The organism is Oceanobacillus sp. FSL W7-1293, from assembly GCF_037969815.1.
Taxonomy (GTDB): Bacteria; Bacillota; Bacilli; order Bacillales; family Amphibacillaceae; genus Oceanobacillus; species Oceanobacillus oncorhynchi.
In genome coordinates, this window is record NZ_CP150212.1 from 2,137,007 (window position 1) to 2,163,355 (window position 26,349).

23 protein-coding genes are annotated in these 26,349 nt (G+C 39.9%); 16 read left to right on the forward strand and 7 right to left on the reverse strand.

Translation table 11 applies throughout. The features are described 5' to 3' along the window. Positions 1-11: 11 nt before the first annotated feature. Positions 12-1,364: a dihydrolipoamide acetyltransferase family protein gene (locus MKY65_RS10545; RefSeq protein ID WP_339184615.1), complete on the forward strand. Its 1,353-nt coding sequence runs from the start codon at positions 12-14 to the stop codon at positions 1,362-1,364. Between the two features lie 12 nt (positions 1,365-1,376). Further along, positions 1,377-2,750 carry a dihydrolipoyl dehydrogenase gene (gene lpdA / locus MKY65_RS10550; protein WP_339184617.1) on the forward strand — a complete coding sequence of 458 codons (1,374 nt, stop codon included), beginning with the start codon at positions 1,377-1,379 and terminating at the stop codon, positions 2,748-2,750. Positions 2,751-2,984: 234 nt separating this feature from the next. Here the strand turns inward: lpdA and MKY65_RS10555 are convergent, their stop codons facing one another. Then, positions 2,985-4,562, reverse strand: coding sequence for a PTS sugar transporter (locus MKY65_RS10555; protein WP_339184619.1), 1,578 nt, complete (start codon positions 4,560-4,562; stop codon positions 2,985-2,987). Between the two features lie 402 nt (positions 4,563-4,964). Here MKY65_RS10555 and MKY65_RS10560 point away from each other — a divergent pair, with 402 nt between their 5' ends. The 9 genes from MKY65_RS10560 (at position 4,965) to solA (ending at position 15,131) form a co-directional block, all read left to right on the forward strand. Beyond that, positions 4,965-5,792: a mechanosensitive ion channel family protein gene (locus MKY65_RS10560; protein WP_339184621.1), complete on the forward strand. Its 828-nt coding sequence runs from the start codon at positions 4,965-4,967 to the stop codon at positions 5,790-5,792. A 468-nt stretch (positions 5,793-6,260) separates the two neighbouring features. Beyond that, positions 6,261-7,550 carry a globin-coupled sensor protein gene (locus MKY65_RS10565; RefSeq protein WP_339184622.1) on the forward strand — a complete coding sequence of 430 codons (1,290 nt, stop codon included), beginning with the start codon at positions 6,261-6,263 and terminating at the stop codon, positions 7,548-7,550. Between the two features lie 62 nt (positions 7,551-7,612). Next, positions 7,613-8,440 carry an alpha/beta hydrolase-fold protein gene (locus MKY65_RS10570; RefSeq protein WP_339184624.1) on the forward strand — a complete coding sequence of 276 codons (828 nt, stop codon included), beginning with the start codon at positions 7,613-7,615 and terminating at the stop codon, positions 8,438-8,440. A gap of 237 nt (positions 8,441-8,677) precedes the next feature. Next, positions 8,678-9,847: an ATP-grasp domain-containing protein gene (locus MKY65_RS10575; RefSeq protein ID WP_339184626.1), complete on the forward strand. Its 1,170-nt coding sequence runs from the start codon at positions 8,678-8,680 to the stop codon at positions 9,845-9,847. A 17-nt stretch (positions 9,848-9,864) separates the two neighbouring features. Continuing rightward, the gene (locus MKY65_RS10580) at positions 9,865-10,605 is read left to right on the forward strand and encodes an alpha/beta hydrolase-fold protein (protein ID WP_339184628.1); all 741 of its coding nucleotides are present in this window, start codon (positions 9,865-9,867) and stop codon (positions 10,603-10,605) included. 114 nt (positions 10,606-10,719) lie between these two features. Beyond that, a complete protein-coding gene (locus MKY65_RS10585; RefSeq protein ID WP_339184630.1) occupies positions 10,720-11,571 on the forward strand; it encodes a metallophosphoesterase in 852 nt (283 codons plus the stop codon). Between the two features lie 152 nt (positions 11,572-11,723). Continuing rightward, positions 11,724-13,460, forward strand: coding sequence for a class I adenylate-forming enzyme family protein (locus MKY65_RS10590; RefSeq protein WP_339184632.1), 1,737 nt, complete (start codon positions 11,724-11,726; stop codon positions 13,458-13,460). 36 nt (positions 13,461-13,496) lie between these two features. After that, positions 13,497-13,970, forward strand: coding sequence for a thioesterase family protein (locus tag MKY65_RS10595; protein WP_339184634.1), 474 nt, complete (start codon positions 13,497-13,499; stop codon positions 13,968-13,970). Between the two features lie 24 nt (positions 13,971-13,994). Continuing rightward, positions 13,995-15,131 (forward strand): N-methyl-L-tryptophan oxidase, encoded by a 1,137-nt coding sequence (gene solA / locus MKY65_RS10600; RefSeq protein ID WP_339184636.1) that lies wholly within the window; start codon positions 13,995-13,997, stop codon positions 15,129-15,131. Positions 15,132-15,184: 53 nt separating this feature from the next. On the opposite strand, the gene MKY65_RS10605 is transcribed toward solA, so the two are convergent. From MKY65_RS10605 to MKY65_RS10625, 5 genes are all read right to left on the reverse strand, one after another. Beyond that, the gene (locus MKY65_RS10605; protein WP_339184638.1) at positions 15,185-16,174 is read right to left on the reverse strand and encodes an oligopeptide/dipeptide ABC transporter ATP-binding protein; all 990 of its coding nucleotides are present in this window, start codon (positions 16,172-16,174) and stop codon (positions 15,185-15,187) included. Further along, positions 16,171-17,160, reverse strand: a complete 990-nt coding sequence (locus MKY65_RS10610) for an ABC transporter ATP-binding protein (protein ID WP_339184639.1) — start codon at positions 17,158-17,160, stop codon at positions 16,171-16,173. The genes MKY65_RS10605 and MKY65_RS10610 overlap by 4 nt, the downstream gene beginning before the upstream one ends. A gap of 4 nt (positions 17,161-17,164) precedes the next feature. Continuing rightward, positions 17,165-18,085: an oligopeptide ABC transporter permease gene (gene opp4C / locus MKY65_RS10615; RefSeq protein ID WP_339184641.1), complete on the reverse strand. Its 921-nt coding sequence runs from the start codon at positions 18,083-18,085 to the stop codon at positions 17,165-17,167. Between the two features lie 17 nt (positions 18,086-18,102). Then, positions 18,103-19,059: an ABC transporter permease gene (locus MKY65_RS10620; RefSeq protein WP_042533658.1), complete on the reverse strand. Its 957-nt coding sequence runs from the start codon at positions 19,057-19,059 to the stop codon at positions 18,103-18,105. Between the two features lie 185 nt (positions 19,060-19,244). Continuing rightward, positions 19,245-20,969 (reverse strand): ABC transporter substrate-binding protein, encoded by a 1,725-nt coding sequence (locus MKY65_RS10625; RefSeq protein ID WP_339184643.1) that lies wholly within the window; start codon positions 20,967-20,969, stop codon positions 19,245-19,247. A 302-nt stretch (positions 20,970-21,271) separates the two neighbouring features. Here MKY65_RS10625 and MKY65_RS10630 point away from each other — a divergent pair, with 302 nt between their 5' ends. Further along, on the forward strand, positions 21,272-22,018 hold the full coding sequence (locus MKY65_RS10630; RefSeq protein WP_339184644.1) for a sulfite exporter TauE/SafE family protein: 747 nt from the start codon (positions 21,272-21,274) through the stop codon (positions 22,016-22,018). Positions 22,019-22,279: 261 nt separating this feature from the next. Beyond that, on the forward strand, positions 22,280-23,224 hold the full coding sequence (locus MKY65_RS10635; protein WP_339184646.1) for a bile acid:sodium symporter family protein: 945 nt from the start codon (positions 22,280-22,282) through the stop codon (positions 23,222-23,224). A 43-nt stretch (positions 23,225-23,267) separates the two neighbouring features. On the opposite strand, the gene MKY65_RS10640 is transcribed toward MKY65_RS10635, so the two are convergent. Further along, positions 23,268-23,597 (reverse strand): hypothetical protein, encoded by a 330-nt coding sequence (locus MKY65_RS10640; protein ID WP_339184648.1) that lies wholly within the window; start codon positions 23,595-23,597, stop codon positions 23,268-23,270. Between the two features lie 310 nt (positions 23,598-23,907). Here MKY65_RS10640 and MKY65_RS10645 point away from each other — a divergent pair, with 310 nt between their 5' ends. From MKY65_RS10645 to MKY65_RS10655, 3 genes are all read left to right on the forward strand, one after another. Then, positions 23,908-24,717, forward strand: a complete 810-nt coding sequence (locus tag MKY65_RS10645) for a transporter substrate-binding domain-containing protein (RefSeq protein ID WP_339184650.1) — start codon at positions 23,908-23,910, stop codon at positions 24,715-24,717. Positions 24,718-24,849: 132 nt separating this feature from the next. Continuing rightward, positions 24,850-25,500 (forward strand): amino acid ABC transporter permease, encoded by a 651-nt coding sequence (locus MKY65_RS10650; RefSeq protein WP_175297054.1) that lies wholly within the window; start codon positions 24,850-24,852, stop codon positions 25,498-25,500. Beyond that, positions 25,500-26,222 (forward strand): amino acid ABC transporter ATP-binding protein, encoded by a 723-nt coding sequence (locus MKY65_RS10655; RefSeq protein ID WP_339185202.1) that lies wholly within the window; start codon positions 25,500-25,502, stop codon positions 26,220-26,222. The genes MKY65_RS10650 and MKY65_RS10655 overlap by 1 nt, the downstream gene beginning before the upstream one ends. Positions 26,223-26,349: the final 127 nt, after the last annotated feature.

Sequence of the window (26,349 nt, forward strand, 5' to 3'; positions counted from 1 at the left end):
GAGGGGTTCGAGTGGCTAAAGAAATATTTATGCCTAAGCTAAGCAGTACGATGGAAGTGGGCACCCTGCTTCAATGGTTTAAAGAAGAGGGAGATTCTGTTGAAATGGGAGAGCCCTTATTCGAAATTATGACGGATAAAATCAATATTGAAGTTGAGTCGTATGAAGAGGGCATACTGCTAAAGAAATATTTTAAAGTGGATGATGAGGTCGAAGTAAATGCTTGTATTGGTTATATAGGGGAAGCGGGAGAAAAAGTTCCTGATAATCCGCCGGCAGCTTCTGAAGAATCTGAATCAGAAGAAAGTGTCCAAGAAGAAGTACCTGCTGAGGGACAGGAGCAAACCGCTAATGCCAATTCTGGTCAAGAAGAAAATAAGGACGGAAAAGTCAGAGCGACTCCTGCTGCCAGACGGATTTCCCGCGAGAATGATCTCTCCTTATCAGCTATTTCCGGCTCTGGTCCAAATGGAAGGGTACATCAACAGGATGTCGAAGCAGCTCTTGCCGCAGGTGTGATAGCTGTGACGCCGTTGGCAGAGAAAATGGCAGCTGACCATGGAATTGATTTAAATCAAATTACGGGTACAGGAGCGCGTGGAAAAATTGAAAAGCAGGATGTGCTTTCTTATCTGGAAGCAGCAGATGAAATTTCAAAAGAAACGGAATCTGAGCCAGCAGAGCGTATAAAGCTCAAAGGACTTCGTAAAGCGGTTGCTGACAAAATGGTTCAAAGCGTTCAATCCATTCCGCATGTAACCTTGACAAGCGACGTGGATATGACAAATGTGATTGACCTGCGTAAATCATTGCTTCCTGTCATCGAAAAAGACACAGGATACCGGTTATCCTTTACCGAAGTGATTATAAAAGCAACTGCCAATGCACTTATGAAGCATCCAAAATTAAATGCCTCTTTAATTGGCGATGAAATTGTGATGAATAATGAAGTTAATATCGGACTGGCAGTTGCCGTAGATAATGGGTTGATTGTGCCTTCTATTAAAAATGTAAATCAAAAAGGCCTGGCTGCGTTAACTCAGACTAGTAAAGAACTGGGCAAAAAGGCAAGAGAAAACAAACTAAAACCGGATGAAATGCGTGGAAGTACCTTTACCATCAGTAACTTGGGAATGTATGCGATTGATGCATTCACTCCAATTATTAATGGACCGGAAACAGCGATTTTAGGTGTCGGAAGAATTGTTGAAAAGCCTGTAGTGGTAGATGGAGAACTGACCGCTCGTCCAATGATGGTGCTTAGCCTGTCCTTTGATCACCGTGCAATTGATGGTGCACCAGCTGCAGCATTCTTGACGGACTTGAAGGCAAATCTGGAAAATCCATATAGTTTATTAGTTTAAGGGGCGGAGTAAATGACAAAATTTGATGTAGCAATAGTTGGCGGCGGTCCCGGAGGGTATGTATCGGCAATCCGAGCTGCAAAGCTGGGCTTGTCTGTTGCGCTGATAGAAGGAAGAGACCTGGGTGGAACTTGTTTGAATCGTGGCTGTATCCCTTCTAAAACATTATTAAAAAATGCAGAAGTGATCAACCAAATAAAAGATGCGAAGAAGTTTGGAATCCAGATTGATTCGTATGCATTGGAATTAAAAACAATGATCAATAGAAAAAATCAGGTTATTCAGCAGCTTCAAAACGGGATTAACAGTCTATTAAAAGCGAATAAAATAAAGCTATATCCTGGTTATGGAACAGTGGATGATCAAAAAATAATTACGGTTGATACCGGGGAGAAAACAGAAAAGCTGGAAGCGGAATCTATTATTCTGGCAAACGGCTCCAAGCCTTTTGTTCCTAACCTTCCGGGACTTCATGAAGTTCCTTATTATACAAGTGATACGATATTCGATATAGAAGAGGTGCCGGAGCATTTAGTTATTGTCGGCGGCGGGGTCATTGGATTGGAAATCGCCTGTATTTTTCAAAGCTTAGGAACGAAAGTAGAAATTGTGGAAATGGCAGATCGTATCATTCCTGCAGAAGACAAGGAAGCAGCTGATTTTCTAGCAAATGAGCTGAAAAGAAAAGGGATAGGCATGCATACCAGTGCAAAGGTGCTGGAATTTAAGAAGGATAAGAAAACGGTTGTCAAATTAGAAAAGAACGGAAAAGAAACGAGTCTGGAAACAGATAGTGTCCTTGTTTCTGTGGGACGCGAACCTAATTTGACCGGATTGAATGACCTTTCTATTAACTATGAAGGCAAATTTGTCAAAGTAGATAAATCGATGCAGACCAATGTAAAAGGGATTTATGCTATCGGAGACTTAATTGGCGGATACCAGCTTGCACATGCAGCGAGTGAAGAAGGAATTCGTGCAGTCAGTCATATTTTAGGTGAAACACATCCAAAAGATTTCATTATGCCACGCTGTATTTATACATTTCCTGAGATTGCAAGTGTTGGGATGACAGAAGAGCAGGCGAAAGCAGCGGGCTATCAGGTGAAAGCTCAAAAAGTAGACTTAGCCGCTAATGGAAAAGGAATAGCTTCTGCCGAAAACAGCGGATTTATGAAAATTATCTCCGAAGAAAAGTATGGGGAAATCCTCGGTGTGGTGCTGGCTGGCGCCCATGTGACGGAAATGATCAGTCAGGCAACTTCTTTCATGTACTTAGAAGGGACGGTAGAAGAGTTGGAGGATATGATTTTTCCGCATCCAACCTTAGCGGAGGGAATGTTTGAAGCAGCTGCAAAATGGCTGGATAAAGGGATTCATTATTAAAAAAAGAAAAGAGCTGTATATTCCATTTGTAGTCGTAATTTCATGTAGTATAGCAGCACGATTTCAACAGGATATACCATGCCTTTATAAGAGTTGGTTTGAAATACAGTTGGTAACTAAATCGATCCTAAAAGCTGGACATTATTTTCTAGCTCTTAGGATCGGTTTTTTATTTTCGCAATGTGATTTGATTTTCCCTTTTAATCGTCGATCTATATATACTTTTTTAAACTCTTAAGCTTTCACACTTTGACCTCTAACTTCCACTCTCTTTCTCTTATTTGCAAACAATGTAATCGAAAAAGATAATATAAAAGCAGCAAGCATGGCGATGATAAATCCGTATGGATTATCAGATAAAAATGGCGTGGTGAATGTTGGAACGTAGGCGGTTCCGCGAACGTCGAACAAGCCGACTAGTGCGCCGCCGACTCCGGCAGATAGAATGGCACCGGCGAATACGATTTTATTAGAGAACATGAACGGATAGGCTGCTTCCACAAATGTTCCGAATCCCATATTGATCAAGAATCCCGGAGTAGCAGCAGCTGATTCTCCTTTCTCCCTCGGAGCAACGATGTTTGCTAAGTTGATTCCAGCAGATACCATAACTAAACCAACCATATCAATGGCTCCCAAGAAGCTTACGCCAGTTTTTTCCATTTCTAATAATACGATTGGCAAAATAGCTGCATGGTATATCCCGCCTAAAATAGCCGGCCAAATAAGCAGACCGCTAAGCAAACCAGCTAAAATAGGGTTAAATGCAATGGCTGCCTCGATTGCAATTTTAATTCCATCCCCGATAAACAATGCGATTGGTGCAAATAAAAAGTAAACTAACAGCCCTGCGAATAAACCCGCTAAGCCTCCAGTGACGATATTTACGGTTGTCATCGGAAATTTCCAGCTGATGCATTTTTGAAAGAAATAATGTACGAAAACACCTGCTAAAATACCGCCGATGAGACCGCCGATAATGCCGCCATTGACGGATAATACACCAGCTACAACCCCGGCTACAATTGATACCTCGTCTAAATTAGACACTTGTTTGGCGGCAATTGCAGCGATAATAATCGGAAGCGCTCCAATCATTATATCAAAAATATCTTCTAGACCACCGAATATCGGAATCTTACTTAACGCAAGAACAAGCGCCATCGCAATAAAACCAGGCAATGCAGAAACCATGATGCCGCGGATATTAATATTTTTCCAAATGCTTCCGCTGTTTTCCGTATCCATTTTACTTGTAGATCCGATAATTGGCTTATATTTTACATCCCAATATTTTGCAAGGGAGCTAATGAACGAAATTGCTCGCGTTCGGTTCGTTGTCCCAGTTGTTCCCGATTTAGCAATGACATTCGCACCTTGTGCGCTGATAGTTGCCATGGACGTTCCACCTGTTCCGACGATCGGTATGTTCCTTTGAATGGCTGCGTTAATGACATTTTGATTGGCGCCCTTTGGATCCGCGCTCATGACGATTAACCCATCCACGGTTTGATTAAGTATAAGTGCAGCTATCTGCTCGTCTGTCTGTTTTGCTTGTTCGTTTATTTGTTCTAATGTATTTGGAGGACTTTGTGTAACTTGCCCTTCTTCATCTAGACTAAAAAGACTTGTTTTTGAGCTTGCTTTTGCTTGATCCATGGAAACGTCAGAAGCAATAAATTGAACGGCAGCGATGTTAAAATCTGCAGCACTGCATTGGTTTTCAATTTCATTTAATAATTTCCTTGGATTTTTTCCTCCTAAATTGTACAGGTTGCCGCCGGAGCTACCTATGATAGCTATATTTTTCAAGATTATTCCCCCAGTAGAAAATTTCAATAAACAGGTTTTTAACACATTAGTATTTTATCATACTAAAGCGATAAAGTCTTTAAAGATTTAAAAGAAAGTGATTTCAGCGGCTAGGGAGTAGATTTCCAAGATTCCGTTTAACAGATAATTTCGTTTTTAATGTCTTGTATTTATTGAAATGAAATTTATCACAGTGTAACTGGCTGGGATTGGATGGGGCTGCGATTACTCGTCTCATCGAAGAACTTTTGTGCGTCGAAAAATCCCCACTGAAGGAAGTTTCACTTTATCGAATGCTGATTTCTTTTTTTGAATAACTTCATCGAATTTTGTCTTATTTTACTTTAGATTCCTCTTTTGATATAATCATCAATCATTGAGAGCAGTAAAGGAGAAGATGAAATGGATTGGATAGAAAATATAAATTGGGAGCAGCTTCTATTAGATACTGGATTTATTCTTTTAAAATTGATTGGAACACTTATTGTATTTTATATTGTACGTGCTATTGGAAAGCGATTTATTCGGAATTCCTTTTCCAAAGCACAAGTGAAGAAGAAAATGTCGGCTGGCAGAACGAAAACGCTGCAGTCTTTAACCATTAGTACGTTTTCTTACGCTTTACTATTTGTTACGCTAGTGGTTATTCTTGGTATTTTTGACATTAATGCTACTGGTTTGATTGCCGGGGCTGGTGTAGTAGGTTTAGCTATTGGCTTTGGTGCACAGGGGTTAGTCAGTGATGTAGTTACAGGCTTTTTCTTATTGTTGGAGAAGCAGGTGGATGTTGGTGATTATGTAACAGCTGCAGGATATGATGGGGTTGTAGAAGATGTCGGACTTAGAACAATGCAAATTCGCAGTTTTGATGGCACGTTAAACTATGTACCTAATCGGGAAGTTACCTCTCTAAGCAACCACACCCGTGGGAATATGCAGGCTTTAGTAGATATTGTCATTCCATACAGTGATAATATTGATGAAGCAGTTGGCATTATTCAAACCGTTTGTGATGAAATGAAAGAAATGAATTCTAAAATCATAGAAGGACCCAATGTAATTGGTGTCCAAACGTTTGATACAGCTGCGGTAACTTTACGGGTTATTGCTAAGACAGAAATGATGGAGCAATGGGCAATAGAACGTGATTTACGAAAAGCGATCAAAGAAGCGCTTGATGCAAATCAGGACGATCCAGAAAAAACATACGCCGAACAGCCGCAGGGATAGGTGAAGGCATAAGGAAATAATTTAGTATGAAGAAAAGTGTTATTTTGTAAGAAAAGGGCTATCGAATATTTTCGATGGCTTTTTTTTGCGCTTCTAAGAAGGTAAAACCCGCTTTCAAGGCTCCCTTTAACGAATGCCGAGTTTTCTTTATTTGATTTTATCTAAGTGGAAAATAAAAGGTAAGGCAGAAATGCTCTGGTCATTATAAAAAACAATTGCTTCTTATTTTCTTAAAAAAAGAAATAATCTCCATCTTATTGCAGGACTTTTGAATCAATTTTCTTTCTGAAGAAGATGTTTTTTATTTAGGCAGTCATAGATACACGTACATCCTGTATAATAGTGTCATGATAAAGATACATATATTTTTTCTTTTACTAAGCAACAAAGAACGAGGAACAAAATATTTATTGCTGAGCGGGTAAGAGATAATGAGCATTTGCAAAATAAGCTTTAGGAGTGAGTTGGTTGAGAAGTATTTTTCGTAAAGATGAGAGAGAAGAGAGTTTATTGGAAAGCAGTAAAGAAGTAACTGTCGTTTTAGAGAGGCTGCAGCAAACCGATTTAGCGTTACAGCTGAAAATATCCAGGTTAATAAAGCAGGATTTGGCTGTTGCCAGATTATTGAAGCCGGTGATCCAAGAAAATATTGATATTATTATTGATGCTTTCTATGCAAATTTGGCACTTTCTCCAGAGTTAATGGGTATTATTAAAGACAACAGTTCAGTCAGCCGATTAAAACAAACATTGGCAACACACGTTATAGAGATGTTTTCCGGAGAAATTAATCAAGCGTTTATTGACAAGCGCCGGAGGATTGCTCAGGTGCATGTACATATTGGTTTGCAGCCTAAATGGTATATCGCTTCCTTTCAAGAGCTTTTCTTTCAAATATCCAAGCTGGTATCAGATACATATCAGGACAAAGAAAACTTTTTAAATGCTATACAGGTGGTAAATAAGCTGCTGAATTTCGAGCAGCAGATCGTCTTAGAAGCATATGAAGCAGATATTGAAGAGAAAAGGGCTGTAATGGATGAAAAGAATCAAAAACTGATTACTTCCATGAGAGAAACAGCAGAGAATCTGAGCTTCTTGTCTTCGGAAACGAATCAGTCTGTGATAAAAATGGTGAATCAGGCAAATCGAATCAATCAAATATCCAAGCAAGGGGAAGAAATTGCAGCCGCCACAAGTGAATCAGCACAGCAGGGGATGGAGCAGACACAGACAACGAATGCAGGCATGTCCCATTTGGATAAGCATATGGCACTTGTCGTAGAAAGGTTGGAACAATTAACGGGCAGTGCCGAAAAAATCAAATCGGTGATTTCTATTGTTGAGTCGATTGCGGGACAGACAAATTTATTAGCTTTAAATGCGTCTATCGAAGCAGCAAGAGTAGGAGAACAAGGCAAAGGCTTTGCTGTGGTAGCGGATGAGGTGCGTAAACTTGCGGAGCAGTCAGCGCAAGCTGTTGCTGAAGTAAGCGATTTGATCCTGGAGACAAACGAACAGGTTGCAAATAGCCGGGAAGCGATTAGAGAAACGCAGGAAGAAGTAACATCCGTCCGTGAACAAACAGCGAAAACAGCAGAAATATTAGGCAAGGTTTCTGAATCTATGGCCCGTATCTCACAAAACAGCAGTCAGATTCAACAATCATTGGAAGAAAATCAGCAAAGTATCAGTGAAGTAGAATCTTCCATGGGTGAGATTGAGAATTACTCTCTAAAATTTAATGAAATGGAATGATGGCTTGTTATTACCGTAATTTTAAAAACGTTTAAAGAATCTTGACGGAATGAGGAATATACATGAGACAATCCTATTTTTATTTAAAGCTGGAATCCCACGAGCTGCCAATGGCTTATAAAAAAGAGAATCGCCGTGTGCGGGTATTATTGCCAAAAGATTATGGGAAAGAGAAGGATCGGCATTATCCTGTCGTGTATATGCATGACGGGCAAAATGTTTTTTACAGCAGTGAAGCCTATAGCGGCTATTCATGGAAGGTGATTCCGGCAATAAAAAGAAATCCGGATTTGCCCAAAATGATTATTGTCGGGATTGATAATGGCGAAAGAGACCGCATTAATGAATATACACCATGGAAAATAACGGAAAGCCCGCTTCCGGAGGATATTGAATTGGGAGGAAGAGGCGCTGAATTTGCTGAATTTATTATAACGGTAGTAAAGCCTTTTATCGATGAACATTATCGAACCAAACCGGATAAACGCCATACGGCAATGATTGGCAGCTCCCTTGGCGGAAATATTTCTGCTTTTATGGGAATTGAATATAAAGATCAAATCGGGGGTCTGGGGATTTTTTCACTTGCAAATTGGATTACTAACAAAGCGTTTGACCATTACATGGAAAGAGGAACGTTAGATCCGGAACAGCGTGTGTATATCCAAGTCGGGACAGAGGAAGGAGACGACGCGGACCGGCAGTTAATGTATGGAAATATGAAGCAGGCGTATATTGACTGTTCGCTGAAGTATTATAAACAGCTGATCAAAGGCGGTATTCCTATCGACCATATCGATTTAAATATTTTTTCGGATGAGGAGCATAACGAGGAAGCCTGGTCAAAGCATCTTCCGGAATGTTTTCGATTTTTAGGTGCAAATTGGTGATCGAGATAGCTGTTTAAAAATTGATAGAACCCGTCGGAAATCATTGTGATTTTGAGGTAATTCATGGTTGATTACCTTCATCAAATGGGATGAAACGGCGGTTTCTTTCGAGTGTTTTTTTAATTATCTAATCTTATTTGACAATTTTCTAAAAATTATATTGATTTTAAATTGAAAAAATGGTATTTTAACAGGTAATCTAATGATTTTTACCTAGGTAACGAGAGGAGAAATAATATGAATTATATCCTAATTTCACCATATTATCCCAAAAATTTTCAGACTTTTGTGCATCGTTTAAAAAGTGCGGGTGTTCAAGTATTTGGAATTGGGGAAGAGCCTTATGATCAATTGGGGTCACAATTACAAAAATCGTTAAGCGAATATTATCGGGTCAATAGTTTAGAAAATGTCGATGAAGTAAAACGAGCTGTAGCATTTTTGTTTTTCAAGCATGGTCCGATTGACCGGATCGAGTCCAATAATGAACACTGGTTAGAGCTTGATGCGCAGCTTCGTGAACAATTTAATGTGTATGGAAATAAAACAGCTGACTTGAAAAAGGTAAAGTTTAAATCGGAAATGAAAAAGCTGTTTAAAAAAGCTGGTGTGCCAGTAGTTGAGGGCTGTGTCGTAAAAAATAAAAAGGATTTGTCGAAAGCTGTGGAAAAATTAGGGCTTCCTGTGATTGCGAAGCCGGACAATGGTGTCGGCTCTGCTGCGACCTTTAAATTGAGTTCAGATGAAGATATACGTCATTTTGAAGCGGAATGGCAGGAAACAACCGTTTATTTCCTGGAGCCTTATGTGGAAGGCGGAAAGCTGTGTACGTTTGATGGCCTGACGGATCAAAATGGAGATATTGTTTTCCAGACAAGTTTTACATATAATGTGCCGACATTAGAGCTCGTTCAGGGTCAGCTGGATCTATTCTATGTTATTCAGAAGGAAATTGATCCGAAGCTTGAAGCATACGGGAAAGCGATTGTGAAAGCCTTTGGCATGAAGGAGCGTTTTTTCCATATTGAGTTTTTTCAATTAGAAAATGGAGATTATGTGGCACTGGAGTATAATAATCGTCTGGCTGGCGGCTATACCATTGATATGTATAACTATGCTTATTCCGTTGATTTATTTGCACAGTACGCTTCTTTGGTAACAGGAGGCGAATTTAAGAAGCCGGAGGTTCCCAATCAATATTGTATTGGAGTTACCCAGCGGGACGCCTATCAATACCAAAACGATACCAAAGCAATCCGTGATAAATTTGGGGACAGGGTAAAGTTTGCTGAGCGTATGCCGGAAGCATTTGCCCATCTGCAGGGAAATCAATTTTATGCAATCAATGCGGATACGGAAGAAGAGGTTAATGAAATTACTCGTTTTGTACATGAACGAAAAAAATAGAGACAGGGGATTTGACGATGCATATGGAACAGTTAAGCCATTGGAGCGGAGAATTAGGAAGGGAGATGCCATTAAACAGATATGGACACAGCGGTACACCGATTATTGTGTTTCCATCATCCGGCGGGTCACATTATGAATACTATGATTTTGGAATGATTGATGCATGTCAGGAATTTATTGAAGCAGGGAAGGTGCAATTTTTCGCCTTAGCCAGCGTGGATAGCGAGAGCTGGCTGCATGATTCCAAGCCGCCGCATGATCGCGCATTAGCTCATGAGGCGTACGATCGTTATGTCATTTCAGAAGCAATTCCATTTATTCAGCATAAAACAAACTGGTTCCATCCAATGATGACAACCGGCTGCAGCATGGGGGCTTATCATGCGCTGAACTTTTTCTTAAGACACCCGGATGTTTTTCAAAAGACGGTGGCCCTCAGCGGTATATACGATGCACGCTTCTTTTTCGGAGATTATGGAAATGATCCGCTTGTCTATGAAAATTCACCGAGTGATTATATCTGGAATCAAAATGATGGCTGGTTTATCAATCATTACCGTACAGCCAATATTATTGTCTGTACAGGGCTTGGGGACTGGGAGCAGGATGGACTGCCTTCATTTTATACACTGAAAAAAGCGTTTGAGGAGAAGCAGATTCCTGCCTGGTTCGACGAATGGGGCGAAGATGTTTCTCATGATTGGATTTGGTGGCGGAAGCAAATGCCTTATTATCTGGAAAAATTGTTTTCCTAAAATGCTAAAACACTAGTACAATAAAAGTACTGGTGTTTTTTAATGGGGAAAATTCGGTAGATGGAGCAGGAATACGCTTTCTGCTGAAAAATAGATGGATAAAGAGGTTAAAAGATGAAACGAACAAAGAAAACCAAAAGGAATTTAAAAAGAGGGGTTATATTTAGCGTTCTCCTGCTGGCAATGCTTTCATTGCTGATTAAAGTATATTTCGATACAAGTACCTTTAAGATTAATAGAGAGCACTTTTCCAGTGTGAAGCTGGAGGCTGGTACAGAACTATCCGTGCTGCAAATAACGGATGTACATAGCCGTTTATTCGGAGAAGGTAATGAACAGGTGCTTGAGAAGGTAAGAGAGCTGGATGCGGATATCATTGTGTTGACAGGGGATTTGATTGACCGGAAAACAGAAGATTTGGAGGTAGCATTTGAATTGGCTGAAGCTTTAGTACAGATAAACCCGGAGACTTATTTTGTCACTGGCAATCATGAGCATGAAAATCCGGAGAAAGAGGCTTTTTTGGCTGGGTTAGAGAAGAGAGGAGTACGGATTCTAAGCAATGAACATACGCAATTTGAAAAAGATGGCCAGCTGTTTAATATGGCTGGCGTGAATGACGTATCCACAAATCATGAAGATATATCTTCGGCTTTTTCCGGCTTAGATACAGAAAAATATACCATTCTACTTTCTCATGCTCCCTCCGTTATTCAGAAATATCCGGATGTAGCTGCGGATATCGTGTTAAGCGGTCATACTCATGGCGGACAGGTAAGACTGCCGTTCATAGGGGCGCTTGTTGCTCCGGATGAGGGACTGCTGCCGGAATTGCAGAAGGGCGTATATCCATTAGGCGATGCGCGTTATTTGTATATTGACAGCGGTCTGGGGACTTCTGCATTGCCAATACGATTTCTTAACCAGAGTCAGATCAGTTTGATTACGATTCAATCGGAACAATAATATAAAATAAGCGATGCCAGCTTTTTTACTAAGGTATTGCTTATTTTTATTATAGAACCTGTCATTTAATTAACGGAATACATTTTGATATAATAGAAAAACAGATTGTATTTACATAAAATAAGACAGTTTTAAGGGGGATTTTCTTTTTCATGGGCAATCAACAAGGACTGAAGACAGCTAAAACGGTAAATGAGAGAAGAGAGGAGTTATTGGAGGCTTATCCTGTTTGGAATCGGGATACAATCGCTGCTCATTTTCAAAAAAGTGTGGAAGCTTATGCGGATCAAGATTTCATGCATATTAGCGGGGTAACGTACACCTATCAAAATGTATGGGATCATGCTGTAGAAATAGCGAAAGCGCTTATACATAATGGAGTGAAAAGGCGCGATCATCTTGCTGTTTTACTGGATAATGATGCAGCCTATCCGTCTCTTATGATAGCTTCATCGATGGTCGGGTCTGTGTTCATTCCACTGAATTCCATGCTTTCGAAAGCGGAATTAACCTATATATTACGGCAGTCAGATACGAATCATTTAGTTGTGCATGAAACAGTGAAGGATAAACAACACGCTCAAACAGTCGCAGAGTTATGGCAAACAAAAGAATTTCAAGATAGTGCTTCGCTGGAAAAAGTAATTTGTATGGAGACAGATGGAGATACGGAAATCTTGAATTCCTTTATTAAATGGGAGGATTTCTTGCACGCTGGGCAAGCGGTTTCCGATAAAGAGTGGAAGAAGCGTTGGGATGCTTCGCTATATCCGGATGAAGCAACTATTATTATGTACACTTCTGGTTCCACGGGAAGTCCTAAAGGGGTTATGCTGACACATGATATGCTGCTCCGCTGTGCATTTAGTACATGCTACAGCCGAGCTATTGAGAAAGGGCGGATTACATTTGCACCATTGCCGTTCTATCATTGCTTTGCCATTGTTGAAGCGATACTGGCTATGTCTTTTGTTGGCGGTTCTTTTATTTCTGCGCTTGGAGCATCCCCGTTAAAATCACTGGAATTAATGGAAAAATATCGTGCGAATGATTACTTATGTGTTCCATCTACCCTGGTAGCCTTATTAAATCATCCAAAGGTGTCAGCATTTGATTTGTCCTCGCTTTTTGCGATGTGGTGCGGGGCTGCACCTGCTCCCGTTCCCGTATGGAAAAAAGCCATGGATACGCTGGGGTTGACGGAAATGATTACCGGGTATGGACAGACGGAAGTAAGCTCCTCGGGGGTGACAACAGAACTGGGGGATTCTTTAGAAATGATTTCGACAAGAGTAGGGCGTCCTAAATTAGCGGGTTCTAGCGGGCTTTCGGAGTTCCAAGGACATGCAACAGAATATAAAACCATCGATCCGCAAAATGGAAAGGATTTAGAAGCGGGAACTGTTGGGGAATTAACTGTCCGCGGTCCATCTGTGACAAGCGGATACTATAATAAGCCTGAAGAAACAGCGGCAGTTATTGACAAAGATGGCTGGCTGCGTACCGGCGATGTCGGAAGAATAGATGAAAATGGCTATGTACAGCTTTTAGGCCGCAGTAAAGAAATGTATAAGGTTTCCGGAGAGCTGGTTGCTCCAAGAGAAGTAGAGGCGGTTATTTCCGAACATCCAGCCGTTGCACAAGCGGGTGTGATAGGGGTTCCTGATTCGATGACAACAGAAATTGGGGCTGCGTTTATTGAAGTGTATGATGGAGAAGCTGTTACGAGAAAAGAAATCGTCCAGTGGTGTACAGATAAGCTGGCACGTTTTAAAATACCTAGATATGTCTGGATTATATCAGCTTCAGATTGGCCGCTGACAAGCACTGGAAAAATTCAAAAATTTCGTTTGCAGGAAATGGCGGAGGAGAAGTTAAACCGCCCATAATAAGTAAGATAGAGAAACGTATAGGAGGAAATAGGAATGACACAAGAATGGCACCAGCATCAAATGCGAGTGCAATACAAGGATACAGATCAAATGGGGGTTGTTCATCACGGAAACTATATTACCTGGTTTGAGGTAGCGCGGACAGAGTGGATGAGGCATTTTGATATGTCCTATCACGCAATTGAAGAAGAGGGGCTGCTTTTACCGGTATTGGACGTGAATGCTGTATATAAAAGCTCAGCAAGATTTGATGATTTGGTTGTATTGTTTACACGTATTGAGCAGTATTCCCCGATCCGGTTAGTTTTTGAATATGAAGCGAGAAGAATAACGGAAGAAGATTGGCGGGCTAATGGGTTAGATCATACTACAGCAGATGAACCTTATGGGGAATTACTCACCACAGGAAAAACAACACATATGTGGGTGAATAAGGCGTGGAAGCCGGTGAAGCTTCGCAAAACGCATCCTGAACTGTATGAGAAAATACAGCGGATTGCTGACTAGATGAATAGGGAGAGGGAGTTCAAAATGGAATATGATGTGATTATTATTGGTGCGGGATCCATGGGGATGTCAGCGGGTTATTATTTAACAGAAGCGGGACAGAAAGTGGCGCTTATTGATTCATATGATCCTCCGCATGAAGAGGGCTCTCATCATGGAGGAACAAGGCTAATCCGTCATGCCTATGGAGAAGGCGGGAATTATGTTCCATTGGCATTACATGCACAAAAACTGTGGGAAGAGCTGGATGAAAAAACGGAGGAACGCATATTTTTAAATACAGGTGTTCTTAATTTTGGTACAAAAGGAAATGTGTTTTTAGAGACCGTTCAAAAATCTGCAGAGGAATATCAGCTTCCGCTGGATGTCATGACAGCAGAAGAAATTAATACACGCTGGCCGGGGTTTCAATTAGATGCTGACGCTGTCGGCTATTTTGAGAGAAATTCGGGCGTATTGTTCAGTGAAAATGCTGTTCGCGCTTATCGGACCTTAGCAGAAAAAAATGGTGCAGATTTATATACAAACAGATCTGTTCAAGCGATTGAAACAACAGCTGATCAAGTTACCGTAAAACTAAACGATGACGAAATAAAAGGGAAGAAGCTGCTTATCTCTGCCGGAAAGGGTACTAATCAAGTAACAAAGCTGCTTGATACCACGCTGCCCCTCACACCAGTGCGTAAAACATTCTGCTGGTTTACAGCAGCAGAAGAAGCGAATTATACAGAAGGATCTTTTCCGGGCTGGGGCTATGTTGATGAGGAAAGTACATATTATGGTTTTCCAAGTATCGACGGTGCAGGTTTGAAAATTGGCAGGCATGATTTAGGACATCCATTAGATTATTTAGGAAAGCTGGATCCGTTTGGAGCATACGCTGAAGATAAACAGGAGACGCTTGCCTTTGCGCATAAGCATTTCTCGAAGGATATAGTCCTTAAAGAAGGCAGGGTGTGTACATATACAAACACACCTGATGAAGATTTTATTATAGATTATTTGCCGGGTCATACCAATATTGTCGTTGCCTGCGGATTTTCCGGTCATGGTTTTAAATTTGCCAGCGGAATCGGGGAAAGCTTAGCCAGGTTATTAACGGATAGGGAACTCGCAGTGAGTTTAGAAAGCTTCCAGCTAAGTCGATTTGATGGATATTAATAGAATGAAAACAAAGGTGTATCCGTTTGTTTAATAGGATACACCTTTGTTTCTTAAGTATTTGCTTCCTCTTGATCTACTAAATGACAAGCTACAAAATGTCCTGGCTCTCTTTCCTTGAATACAGGTGTTTCATTTTTACAAATATCCATAGCAAATGGACAGCGAGTATGAAATTTGCATCCAGAAGGGGGAGAGGCAGGATTAGGTAAATCTCCTTTCAACAAAATACGTTCGCGCCGTTTGGTCGGGTCAGGAATGGGAACCGCAGACAGCAATGCTTTTGTATAAGGATGCTGCGGGTTCTCGTATAATTGATCCCTGCTGGCCAGCTCCATCATAGTACCTAAGTACAGAACGCCTATCCGGGAGCATAGATGCTCTACCACACTTAAATCATGAGAAATAAATAGATAGGATAAATTTCTTTTTTCCTGCAGCTCTTGAAAAAGGTTGATAATTTGCGCTTGTATGGATACATCTAGTGCGGAAACTGGCTCATCCGCTACAATAAATTCCGGGTTCATAATCATGGCCCGGGCGATGCCGATTCGCTGACGCTGGCCGCCGCTGAATTCATGCGGATATTTATTGATATGATACGTTGGCAGCCCGCATAGTTCCATCGTTTTCATCACTTTTTCCTTCACGTTCTTTTTTGTTGCTAAACCGTGGTCCAGTAAAGGCTCTGCGAGGGCATCCCCAATTCGTAACCGCGGGTTTAAAGAGCTGAATGGGTCTTGAAAGACGAATTGCATTTTCGTACGCAAGTGACGCATTTCTTTTTTATCTAATTCAAAAACATTTTTTCCATGATATTTGATTTCTCCATTGGATATATCTTGAAGGCGCAGAATTGATTTACCGATGGTGCTTTTCCCGCTGCCAGATTCTCCAACCAGGCCGAATGTTTCTCCCTCTTTAATATGAAAAGTCACATTATCAACGGCTTTAATATACTCATTATTTTTACTAAACATTTTTTCTTTTGTTTTATATTTTTTCTCAAGCTGATGGACTTGAATAAGCGATTCCTGTGTCATTTGTGTACCACCTCATTTTCGTAAAGCCAGCAGGCGACTTTATGTGCATCGCTGTCATCGCTTTTTAGCTCGGGTGTTTGCTGTGTGCAAATTTTCATGCAGTGTTCACAGCGGTCAGCAAAGTAGCAGGAGGGCTTTAAATCAACCAGCTTCGGAACCTGCCCTGGAATGGTATACAGCTTTTTCTTTCGGGATCCGAGGATGGGCTTGGCTTGCAATAAACCTTTCGTGTAAGGGTGCTTCGGATTAGCAAATATCTCTTCTACCCTGCCTTGCTCAACTACTTTGCCGGCATACATTACTACAACCCTGTCTGCTACTTCAGCTACGACACCAAGATCATGTGTGATTAGCAGCATGGACATATTTGTTTCTTCCTTTAAATCCTGTAATAAATTCAATACCTGTGCTTGTATCGTGACATCGAGTGCTGTTGTCGGTTCATCTGCAATAAGCATCTTCGGGTCGCAGGCAAGCGCAATGGCAATCATTACGCGTTGAAGCATGCCCCCCGACAATTGATGCGGATAAGATTTAATAATTTGTTCACCGCGTCCAATACCAACCATTTTTATCAATTCAAGTGATTTCTTTGTTGCTTGTTTTTTGGAAATCGCCTGATGCTCTAATAAGACTTCTGTCATTTGTTCTCCTATTGTCATAACAGGGTTCAGGGAGGTCATTGGCTCTTGGAAAATCATAGATAGCTCATTTCCGCGAATCCTGCGCATATTTCCTTTCGAAAGCTTGGTGAGATCTTTACCTGCTAAATTTATTTCTCCTTCTACCTTTGATGTATCGGGAAGCAGCCCCATAATAGACATGGCTGTAACACTTTTTCCACATCCAGATTCTCCGACGATGCAGACAGTTTCTCCTTGATAAACGTCAAAGTTGATTCCGTCCACAGCTTTTACCAATCCGTCTTCTGATTGAAAGTGTGCTTTTAACTGATGAACGGATAAAAGCGGTTCTTGTTGTGCCATGTAATTACCTTCCTTTCATGTTTGGATCAATGGAGTCGCGCAGTCCATCGCCTAATAGATTTACCGCAATAACTGTAATAAAAATGGCTACACCAGGCGGAATCCAAAGCCATGGCCTGTTGGTAAAATCGATTAACGTATTCGCTGTATTAATCATGTTTCCCCATGAGGCAGTTGGCGGGACAACACCCAATCCGAAAAAGCTTAATACCGATTCGCTTAAAATAGCTCCGCCGACACTTAACGTAGCCGTTACAATCAATAAAGGAACGACGTTAGGAAGAAGATGATTTAATACTTTTCGTTTATCACGCAGCCCCAATACCTCGGTTGCTACCATAAACTCTCTTTCTCTTAAACTGAGAACCTGGCTGCGGATCAATCGTGCGAGGCTCGGCCAGTTTACCAGACTTAACATAATCATAACAATATATAATCTCTGCTCTGCCGGCACCTGCCACTCTGACATAATAGCAGCCATGATAAAAAGAAGCGGAAGACCGGGTAAGGTCATTAAAATATCAGCAATACGCATTACAATTTGGTCGATAATACCGCCATAATATCCTGCAAGAATACCAAGAATTCCGCCAATCGTAACAGCAAGGAACATCGCCCCAATTCCGACAGTCAAGGAAATTCTGCCGGCCAGCATTAATCTGGTAAGTACATCTCTTCCTAAATGATCTGTGCCAAGCCAGTGCGATAAACTAGGAGCCTGGTGTATAGCTTGCGAATTAGTGCCTGCAGTCATATACGGAGAGAAGAAAGGCCCGACGAAGCTGAATAAAAACACTAATAAAAGAATAAGTAATCCGGCAATTGCCATTTTTCTTTTTAAAAATCGTTTCAAAACTTCTTTCCATAAAGAAGATTTTTGAACAGTGTGATCTGATTGAATCATTTCATTACTTGAATAAGCCATTGTGCTCGCCCCCTCTACTATTTAACTCTGACACGAGGGTCAGCAATTCCATATAGAATATCTGCGATTAAATTACTAATAACAGTTAGTACAGCAATAAACATGGTAAAGCCCATTAATAAAGGATAATCCCTTACAGAAAAAGCCTGCATATAGATAGCGCCGATTCCCGGCCAGTTGAAAATCTGCTCTGTGATAATTGCTCCGCTGAATAGTGCCGGAAGCTCAAAAGCAAATAAAGTGATGGCGGGGAGGAGGGCATTTCTTAATGCGTGTTTATAAATAACAACTTTTTCCTTTAACCCTTTTGCTCTTGCAGTACGCACGAAATCCTGTTTTACTACTTCCAGCATATTTGTCCGGAAATACCTGGTCAGGCCGCCAATTCCAAGCATAGTCAAAACAATGACAGGAAGTACCATATGCTCTGCGATATCTTTTATGCGGGCCCAACCTGTATAATCTGCTCCTGAAGTCGTCATACCGCCGGCAGGAAACCAGCCTAGGTCAACAGCAAAAAATTTAATAGCAATCAGACCAAGAAAGAAAGAGGGGATGGCCATCGCTCCGAAAACAAGAATCGTAACAAAGGAATCAAAAAAAGAATATTGTTTCGTTGCTGAGATAACCCCGATAACAAGTGCGATTCCCCATGTTAAGAATAAAGATGCAAAAGCAACGATAAAAGAGCTCCATATGTAATCATTAAGAACTTCCGTAACAGGCCGCTGGAATTGAAGGGAGTAACCTAAATCTCCCTGAAATAAATTTCCCAGCCAAATAAAGTAGCGGGTAATGGTAGGCTGGTCAAAACCGTATAGTGCATATAATTCCGCTTTCCTTTCCGCTGTTAAATTTGGATCTGTATCAATGAAATTACCTGGAATCAAGGAATACAAAAAGAAAATAAGGATAGATGCGCCAATCAGCGTTGGGATTAAATAAAGTAACCGTTTGACAAAATAATTGTTCATGTTGATACCCTCCTTTTAACTCATGATTGATATAAGGCTGCAAATTTTAAAAAACAATATGTAAAAAGTTATTATTTCTATAAAAAAGCAAGAAGATTCCTATCTGAAATGAAGACAGGAATCAACTGCTTTATATCATTGGACCTGTATGAATAATCACTGCTTAACTATTTATTCCGGTTTTATTATTCCGCGATTCGCAAAAGCTCCAAGCTTGGTGCGATGCCGCGGGTGCCGTTTGGTTCAAAACCTTCCACCCGTGCATTTGTACCTGCTAATACTTTATTATAATTAAGCAGGATCATCGGCGGGTCCTCTTGCAGTTTTGCATATAATTCATGATAAGCTTCTGCGCGTTCGTCAATATCGCTGACAGCTACGGCAGCATCAATCAATTCATCCACTTCTGGATTATCATAACCTCTAAAGGTGCTGTCATTATGTTCTGAGTGGAATGCCTCTACACCAATATGCGGATCTGGCTGCATCGTAGTGGAGAAAGATACAAGATCATGGTCTCCGTTATCTACGCGAGATAATAATGCATTGAAGTCCATTTGTTCAATTTGCAGGTCAACTCCAATATCACGGTAGTTTTCCTGTGCTAAAGTGACAAAAATATCATTTCCGCCGCTTCCATCTGTTGTAAAGAAATAAACTCTTAATTTCTCACCATCTTTTTCACGAATGCCATCAGATCCTTCTTCCCAGCCTGCTTCTTCCAGCAGCCGTTTTGCTTCTTCCGGATCGTACGGGAATGCTTCAATGTCATCTGTGTGAGCCCAAGAAACAGGTGCAACAGGGACATTGGCTAATTCAGCATAGCCTTGGAACCGTGTATCGATGTATGCCTGACGGTCCAGTCCAAGATTGAAAGCAATACGAACGTTGGGGTCCTGGAAAATTTCAGACTCATGATTAAATGCAACGTAGCTATAATTGGATGACGTATAAAGGTCGATATTTGCATAACCTAAAGACTGCAATAATTCAAAATTATCTTGATCTGCCGGGAAAGTGCTATAATCTAATTCCCCAGTTTGGAAGAATTGCTGTGAATCTCCTTCAGAGGTTCTATAAATAAATGTATCTACTTCCGGCTCGCCATTATAGTAATGCTCGTTAGAAGCGAAGCGGATTTCTTCCCCTGGATTATAAGCTTCAAATTTAAACGGACCAGCACCGACTGGTTCTAGATGATAATCACTAATATAATCTAAATCACCTTTTGAATAATCAGCACCATAGTATTCTTCGCTGAGAATTTGACCGCCAAGCATGGTTAATGCTCTTGCATTGGGCTCTTCCAGCTGAAATTCAATCGTCTGATCATCAATAACGGTGATGCCTTCAATTTCTTCTGCATCGCCTTCTTTGTAATCCAGTCCGCCGGCTACATTGGCTTCAGTGATATCCGTGGAACCTGGATAGGATGGGTCATGAAGAAGCGTGATAGTAAACGCTACATCCTCTGCAGTGAAATCTGATCCATCATCAAATTTTAGATCATCTCTTAAATGGTATGTATAAGTTAGTTCATCATCAGAAATTTCCCAATCTTCAGCTAGACGAGGGTAAGGTTCACCCGTTTCATCAATATCAACCAGGGGAGGGAACATAACGGATTGTACATTGCCGTCATAACCGCTTGTATTAAAATATGGTGTAAACACACCGCCTGGTTCCTGTAAGCCGACAACCACTGTATTTCCCCGGTTAAGTGCTAATTCGGGAGAACTCTCAGGATCACTTGCTTCAATTTTTGTATCTTCTACAACATCTAATCCTTGTTCACCTTCTTCGGTTGGGGCAGCTTCACTCTCTTCGTCACCTCCCATTTCCGTATTACATGCCGCTAAAAATAAAATAAGTGCGGTAAACAAAATAAAATAGTACTTTGGAACTTTCATTGAATTTCCTCCCTGCATATAGTTTTAATGAATAACTATAATTTAACCTCATAAACCCGATAAGTCAACAGGGGATTTGAAGTAAGATTTTTCTGTCAATCTGATTTTTATGAAAATACCGAGAGAACCTAAGTATCGAAAGGTTTTCCACTTCAGGATAATTTTTAATTAGAACATGAGGGGCAATAGTAATACTTGTTTTAATAAGTCTGAATATTATATGCTTAATGCAGATTGTTTTATACTTAATCATACAAATCATAGAACGAGAATAATAGAATAGAATACAAAGGAGAAGAAGGATGTTAGAGCTCGGATTTATAGATTGGATGATGATTGGCTTGTGTGCTTTACTGATAGGCTTTTCTAAATCTGGCTTGCCAAACTTAGTTATTTTGGTAGTGACATTAATTATGTTCGTCTTTCCAGCGAGAGATTCCGTCGGTTTTTTGCTGCCGATGCTGTTAGCAGGCGATTTATTTGCGGTTACATATTATAGAAGGAATGTGGTATGGAAATACTTAATCAGCCTGGTGCCGTGGGTATTGATTGGAATTATTATGGGCTTCTTTGTTTTGCAGAATATTAATGACGCACAGCTAAAGCCGGTAATCGGTCTCATTGTATTAATGATGATTGCATTAAATTTTATTCGGCAGAAGCTGGGTACCCGCTTTAATGAGATGCTACCGAGCTCGCTATTGTTTATTGTTTTTATGGGGGTTCTTGGCGGTTTCACTACGATGGTCGGAAATGCTGCAGGCGCGATAATGACTATTTATCTGCTGGTAAAGGGATTGCCCAAAAAAGAATTTATTGGAACAGGCGCATGGTTCTTTCTGACAGTGAATATAATTAAATTTCCTTTTTATGTTCACCTTGACATGATTACGCTTGATACATTCTCAGTCAATATGATAATGATGCCGATTATTTTAGCCGGCGCATTTATTGGAGCAAGAGTGCTGGACTTTATTCCGCAGAGGGTATTTACCCTGTTGATTTTAATTTTCGCAACACTTGGAGGATTGAACTTGATTTTTAATTAAAAACAGAGCAGAGAAACAGCAGTTATTCCAGAGAAGAAGAATAGCTGCTGTTTTACAGTTTTGTATGGTATTTAAAAATATTCTAATTTTGTATAGACGTAATTATTTGATGTTTGGTATGATAATGAAATATCTCTTATTTCAAAATGAAAAGCAGAAATGCAAGGCGGCTCCCATTGCTTGCTGTTCTTTTTAGAAATAACAGATTGAATTGTTTGAATTTTTACGCTGTAGCGAAAGTATTTTTAGGAGGATTTGAAAGTGAAGATTTTAGAAAGAATCAGTGCCTTTGCAGGTAATACCTTTGCCCTTTGGGTTATTTTATTTGCCATCGTCAGTTTCCTGTTTCCGGGCGGGTTTACCTGGATTGCGCCACATGTAAGTATTTTATTAGGAATTATTATGTTTGGGATGGGGTTGACACTTACACCTCAAGATTTCAAGGATGTATTAAAAGCTCCTAAAAGTGTATTCATTACTGTACTTGCTCAATATATTATCATGCCGCTCTTAGCATATGGTTTGGCTGTTGTTTTTCAATTGCCGCCTGAAATTGCAGTCGGTGTTATTCTTGTAGGATGTTCGCCAGGCGGAACGGCATCCAATGTCATTACATACTTAGCAAAAGGAAATACTGCCTTATCTGTATCAGCAACAACGGTTTCTACCTTGTTGGCGCCAGTGTTAACTCCGGCATTAACACTTCTATTAGCGAACCAATGGATGCCGGTTTCATTTAAGGATATGTTTATTCAAATATTACAAGTAGTTCTTATACCAATTATTTTAGGATTTGTGATTCGCTTATTATTTAGTAAACAAGTAGAAAGAAGTATTTCTGTACTGCCGCTTGTTTCTGTTATTGGTATTGTCGCCGTCGCTGCTGCAGTTGTATCTGTAAATAAAGAGGCAGTAGCAACATCTGGATTACTTATTTTTGGCGTCGTTGTGCTGCATAATCTATTAGGATTGTTGCTTGGCTTTTCGGTTGCCAGACTATTTAAATTGAGTTTTTCAGATCAAAAGGCCGTCTCTATCGAGGTTGGCATGCAGAACTCTGGGCTTGCCTCCACCTTAGCATTAACATTCTTTGCTGCTACGCCGATAGCTGCTGTTCCAAGTGTGCTCTTTAGTATTTGGCACAATATTTCTGGGCCGGTGCTTGCCACGTTCTGGTCAAAATATGATGATAAAACGAATCATTAACAAAAAATCTCTAGCAGATAGATATTCTATCTCTAGAGATTTTTTAATGTAAAGCGTTCATTTCATTCTTATTTATTTTTTCTCCATAGACGGTTACCGTTCCATCAGATATTGCTTTTAATAGAATTTGTCCGTTCTCTAATGCATTGCTGGGGAGGATGGACGGAATAGGTCCTGAAATCGGTTCTCCTTCTATATCATAAAAAAGGAATCCTTCTTTTTCATCCTTAATAAAAGCATTCACTTTCATGTTTGGGGTAATAAGCAGCGTTAATTTATCTGTATCATTCCAGATTACCTTCACTAATAATTTTTTTCTTTGTTTATTTTCAACAAATGCTTTCCATTTCAAAATGGAGATACTTTCTTCCATATGGATTCGTCCTCCTGAATAAATTAGCAGGTTATTCACGTGCAAAAACAGTATAACAGATTTTATTTTTTTTTGCTTTAAAAACTTGAATTTGGATATTCACCTATGAAAAAATAAGGATTTCTGATAATTTTCAAGTTTAAAGAATATAATCAATGGGTAAAGAGTTATAATCATTAAATTTGCTTGTATTTTCTGAAATATGGATGAATAATGAATTTTTAATAAAAATAGAATTTTGTTATACTTAGATTTATGGTACTTTGTTTTATCCATATAAATGAAAATAATTATGAGGGGGTATTTTTGGATGTTAAGTAACAAGAAAAATTGGTTTTTCATGCTGGCACTTATTTTATTACTAGTTTTAGCTGCATGCGGTGGTGGAAATGACACTTCAGGAGATGATGGGGAAGTAGATGACAACGGTGATTATGATTTAAATGATTCGTACACTGTTGTAAGTGATAACTCTTTCGTGCCATTTGAATTTATGGAGGACGGGGAGTTAGTTGGTTTTGATATTGAATTAATTACAGCGATTGCAGAAGAAGCGGGTTTTGAAATTGATGGGGAAATCCAAACAACGAATTTCGATGGAATTATTCCAGGTTTACAAACAGGTCAATTTGAAATTGCTGTTGCTGGGATAAGTATTACGGAAGAAAGAAAAGGTACAGTGGATTTCAGTGATCCTTATTATGAATCCGGTATCACCATTGCTGTGCCAGAGGATAATGAAGATATTAACAGTTTAGAAGATTTAGAAGGAAAAACAATTGCAACCCGGTTAGGTTCTACCAGTTCACAATTTTTAGAGGAAAATCTGGAGGATAAGACCATTGATACTTATGAACAGCTGGATCAAGTATATATGTCAGTTGAAAATGGGAGTGCTGATGCAGCCGTATATGATCTTCCTAACGTTGAGTACTATATTGCAACAACTGGTGATGGATTAAAAGCAGTTGGTGATACTTATCAGGCAGAAGATTATGGTATTGCAATTTCAAAAGGAAATGATGAATTAGTAGCTGCGATTAATGATGCATTGGCAACGTTACATGAAAACGGAACATATGATGAGATCTATGATAAATGGTTTGGCGCTTCGGAGTAAGAAATAAAGCAACAAATGCTTAATTGAAAAGCGAACCCAAAAGCATTAGTGCAGTTGACTTGGCAGGGATAAAATAAGGAGCTGGCAATCTTATGCACGGCTCCTTATTTTATGTACCAGAGAGGTGAGGAAATGTTTGATTTTACACAGGTAATTGATTTTTTACCGCAGTTAGGTAAAGGCTTGTATTATACGCTATTAATTTCTATTATTGGCTTATTAATCGGTTTTGCTTTAGGCGCTATATTCGGTTTAGGCAGGATATCAAAAAATAAATTCTTTTTTATTATTGCATCTATTTATGTAGAAGTTATTCGAGGCACACCAGTACTTGTTCAAGCTATTTGGATTTTCTTTGCATTACCAATTATTACCCAGTACAATATGGATTCCATTACTGCCGGAGTTGTTGTTATTGCGATAAACTCTGGAGCATATATTGCAGAAATCGTTCGCGGATCGGTTGATTCGATTGATAAAGGGCAAATGGAGGCTGGACGTTCTTTAGGACTAAATAAACACCAGACAATGCGTTATATTATCTGGCCACAGGCTTTTAAGCGAATGATACCGCCGCTTGGCAACCAATTTATTATCAGTATTAAAGATACTTCCTTATTGTCTGTTATTTTAGTTCCAGAATTAATGTTCCAAGGCAGATACATTGCTTCGAATCATTTTAATGCGGTGGAAATTTATACAACAGTAGCTTTGTTTTACTTAGTAATTAATTTCAGTCTGTCCTTATTGCTTCGTTATATAGAAAGAAGGTTGAAGTATTGATGATTACAGTGCAGGATTTACACAAACGTTTTGGAGATAATGAGGTTTTAAAAGGAATTCATTGTGAAGTGGAAGAAAAAGAAGTCGTGTGTGTGATTGGGCCCAGCGGATCAGGGAAAAGTACATTTTTACGGTGTCTTAATTTATTAGAAGATATTACAAGTGGAGATGTGATTGTAGACGGCTACAATATAAGGGATAGGGCAACAGATATTAATATGATTCGAACAGAAGTTGGAATGGTTTTTCAGCAGTTTAATCTGTTTCCGCATAAAACGGTAATTCAAAATGTGATGCTTGCACCTCAAAAGGTTCGGAAGCTTTCTTCAAAAGAAGCAAGGCAAAGGGGAGAAGCTTTATTAGAGAAGGTGGGACTTGCTGAGAAAGCAGATCAGTATCCGTCTCAATTATCCGGAGGACAGCAGCAGCGTGTAGCGATAGCAAGAGCGCTTGCTATGGAGCCGAAGATGATGCTTTTTGATGAGCCGACCTCTGCACTTGATCCGGAGCTTGTCGGGGAAGTTTTGGAGGTAATGAAACAGCTGGCGAAAGAAGGTATGACTATGGTTGTCGTAACACATGAAATGGGATTCGCCAGAGAGGTTGCGGATAGAGTGTTCTTTATGGATGAAGGTATTATTATGGAAGAAAATACACCGGATATTATTTTCAATCATCCAGAGTCCGAACGAACCAGAGATTTTTTGAATAAAGTATTATAATTATAAAAAAGAGCAGGTTTAATGATTAATGATATCACTATCATTGATCATTAAACCTGCTCTTTTTATTTCCTCCCAAAAAGCGTATACTTATAATAATTATGGATATATCCTCAAGAATTATTTC

What these genes read in the sequence shown, in the direction of transcription:
- lpdA (WP_339184617.1), top strand. Translation starts at nt 1,377, where the DNA reads ATGACAAAATTTGATGTAGCAATAGTTGGCGGCGGTCCCGGAGGGTAT.
- MKY65_RS10560 (WP_339184621.1), top strand. Translation starts at nt 4,965, where the DNA reads ATGGATTGGATAGAAAATATAAATTGGGAGCAGCTTCTATTAGATACT.
- MKY65_RS10570 (WP_339184624.1), top strand. Translation starts at nt 7,613, where the DNA reads ATGAGACAATCCTATTTTTATTTAAAGCTGGAATCCCACGAGCTGCCA.
- MKY65_RS10575 (WP_339184626.1), top strand. Translation starts at nt 8,678, where the DNA reads ATGAATTATATCCTAATTTCACCATATTATCCCAAAAATTTTCAGACT.
- MKY65_RS10580 (WP_339184628.1), top strand. Translation starts at nt 9,865, where the DNA reads ATGCATATGGAACAGTTAAGCCATTGGAGCGGAGAATTAGGAAGGGAG.
- MKY65_RS10585 (WP_339184630.1), top strand. Translation starts at nt 10,720, where the DNA reads ATGAAACGAACAAAGAAAACCAAAAGGAATTTAAAAAGAGGGGTTATA.
- MKY65_RS10590 (WP_339184632.1), top strand. Translation starts at nt 11,724, where the DNA reads ATGGGCAATCAACAAGGACTGAAGACAGCTAAAACGGTAAATGAGAGA.
- MKY65_RS10595 (WP_339184634.1), top strand. Translation starts at nt 13,497, where the DNA reads ATGACACAAGAATGGCACCAGCATCAAATGCGAGTGCAATACAAGGAT.
- solA (WP_339184636.1), top strand. Translation starts at nt 13,995, where the DNA reads ATGGAATATGATGTGATTATTATTGGTGCGGGATCCATGGGGATGTCA.
- MKY65_RS10605 (WP_339184638.1), bottom strand. Translation starts at nt 16,174, where the DNA reads ATGACACAGGAATCGCTTATTCAAGTCCATCAGCTTGAGAAAAAATAT.
- MKY65_RS10610 (WP_339184639.1), bottom strand. Translation starts at nt 17,160, where the DNA reads ATGGCACAACAAGAACCGCTTTTATCCGTTCATCAGTTAAAAGCACAC.
- opp4C (WP_339184641.1), bottom strand. Translation starts at nt 18,085, where the DNA reads ATGGCTTATTCAAGTAATGAAATGATTCAATCAGATCACACTGTTCAA.
- MKY65_RS10620 (WP_042533658.1), bottom strand. Translation starts at nt 19,059, where the DNA reads ATGAACAATTATTTTGTCAAACGGTTACTTTATTTAATCCCAACGCTG.
- MKY65_RS10625 (WP_339184643.1), bottom strand. Translation starts at nt 20,969, where the DNA reads ATGAAAGTTCCAAAGTACTATTTTATTTTGTTTACCGCACTTATTTTA.
- MKY65_RS10630 (WP_339184644.1), top strand. Translation starts at nt 21,272, where the DNA reads ATGTTAGAGCTCGGATTTATAGATTGGATGATGATTGGCTTGTGTGCT.
- MKY65_RS10640 (WP_339184648.1), bottom strand. Translation starts at nt 23,597, where the DNA reads ATGGAAGAAAGTATCTCCATTTTGAAATGGAAAGCATTTGTTGAAAAT.
- MKY65_RS10645 (WP_339184650.1), top strand. Translation starts at nt 23,908, where the DNA reads ATGTTAAGTAACAAGAAAAATTGGTTTTTCATGCTGGCACTTATTTTA.
- MKY65_RS10650 (WP_175297054.1), top strand. Translation starts at nt 24,850, where the DNA reads ATGTTTGATTTTACACAGGTAATTGATTTTTTACCGCAGTTAGGTAAA.
- MKY65_RS10655 (WP_339185202.1), top strand. Translation starts at nt 25,500, where the DNA reads ATGATTACAGTGCAGGATTTACACAAACGTTTTGGAGATAATGAGGTT.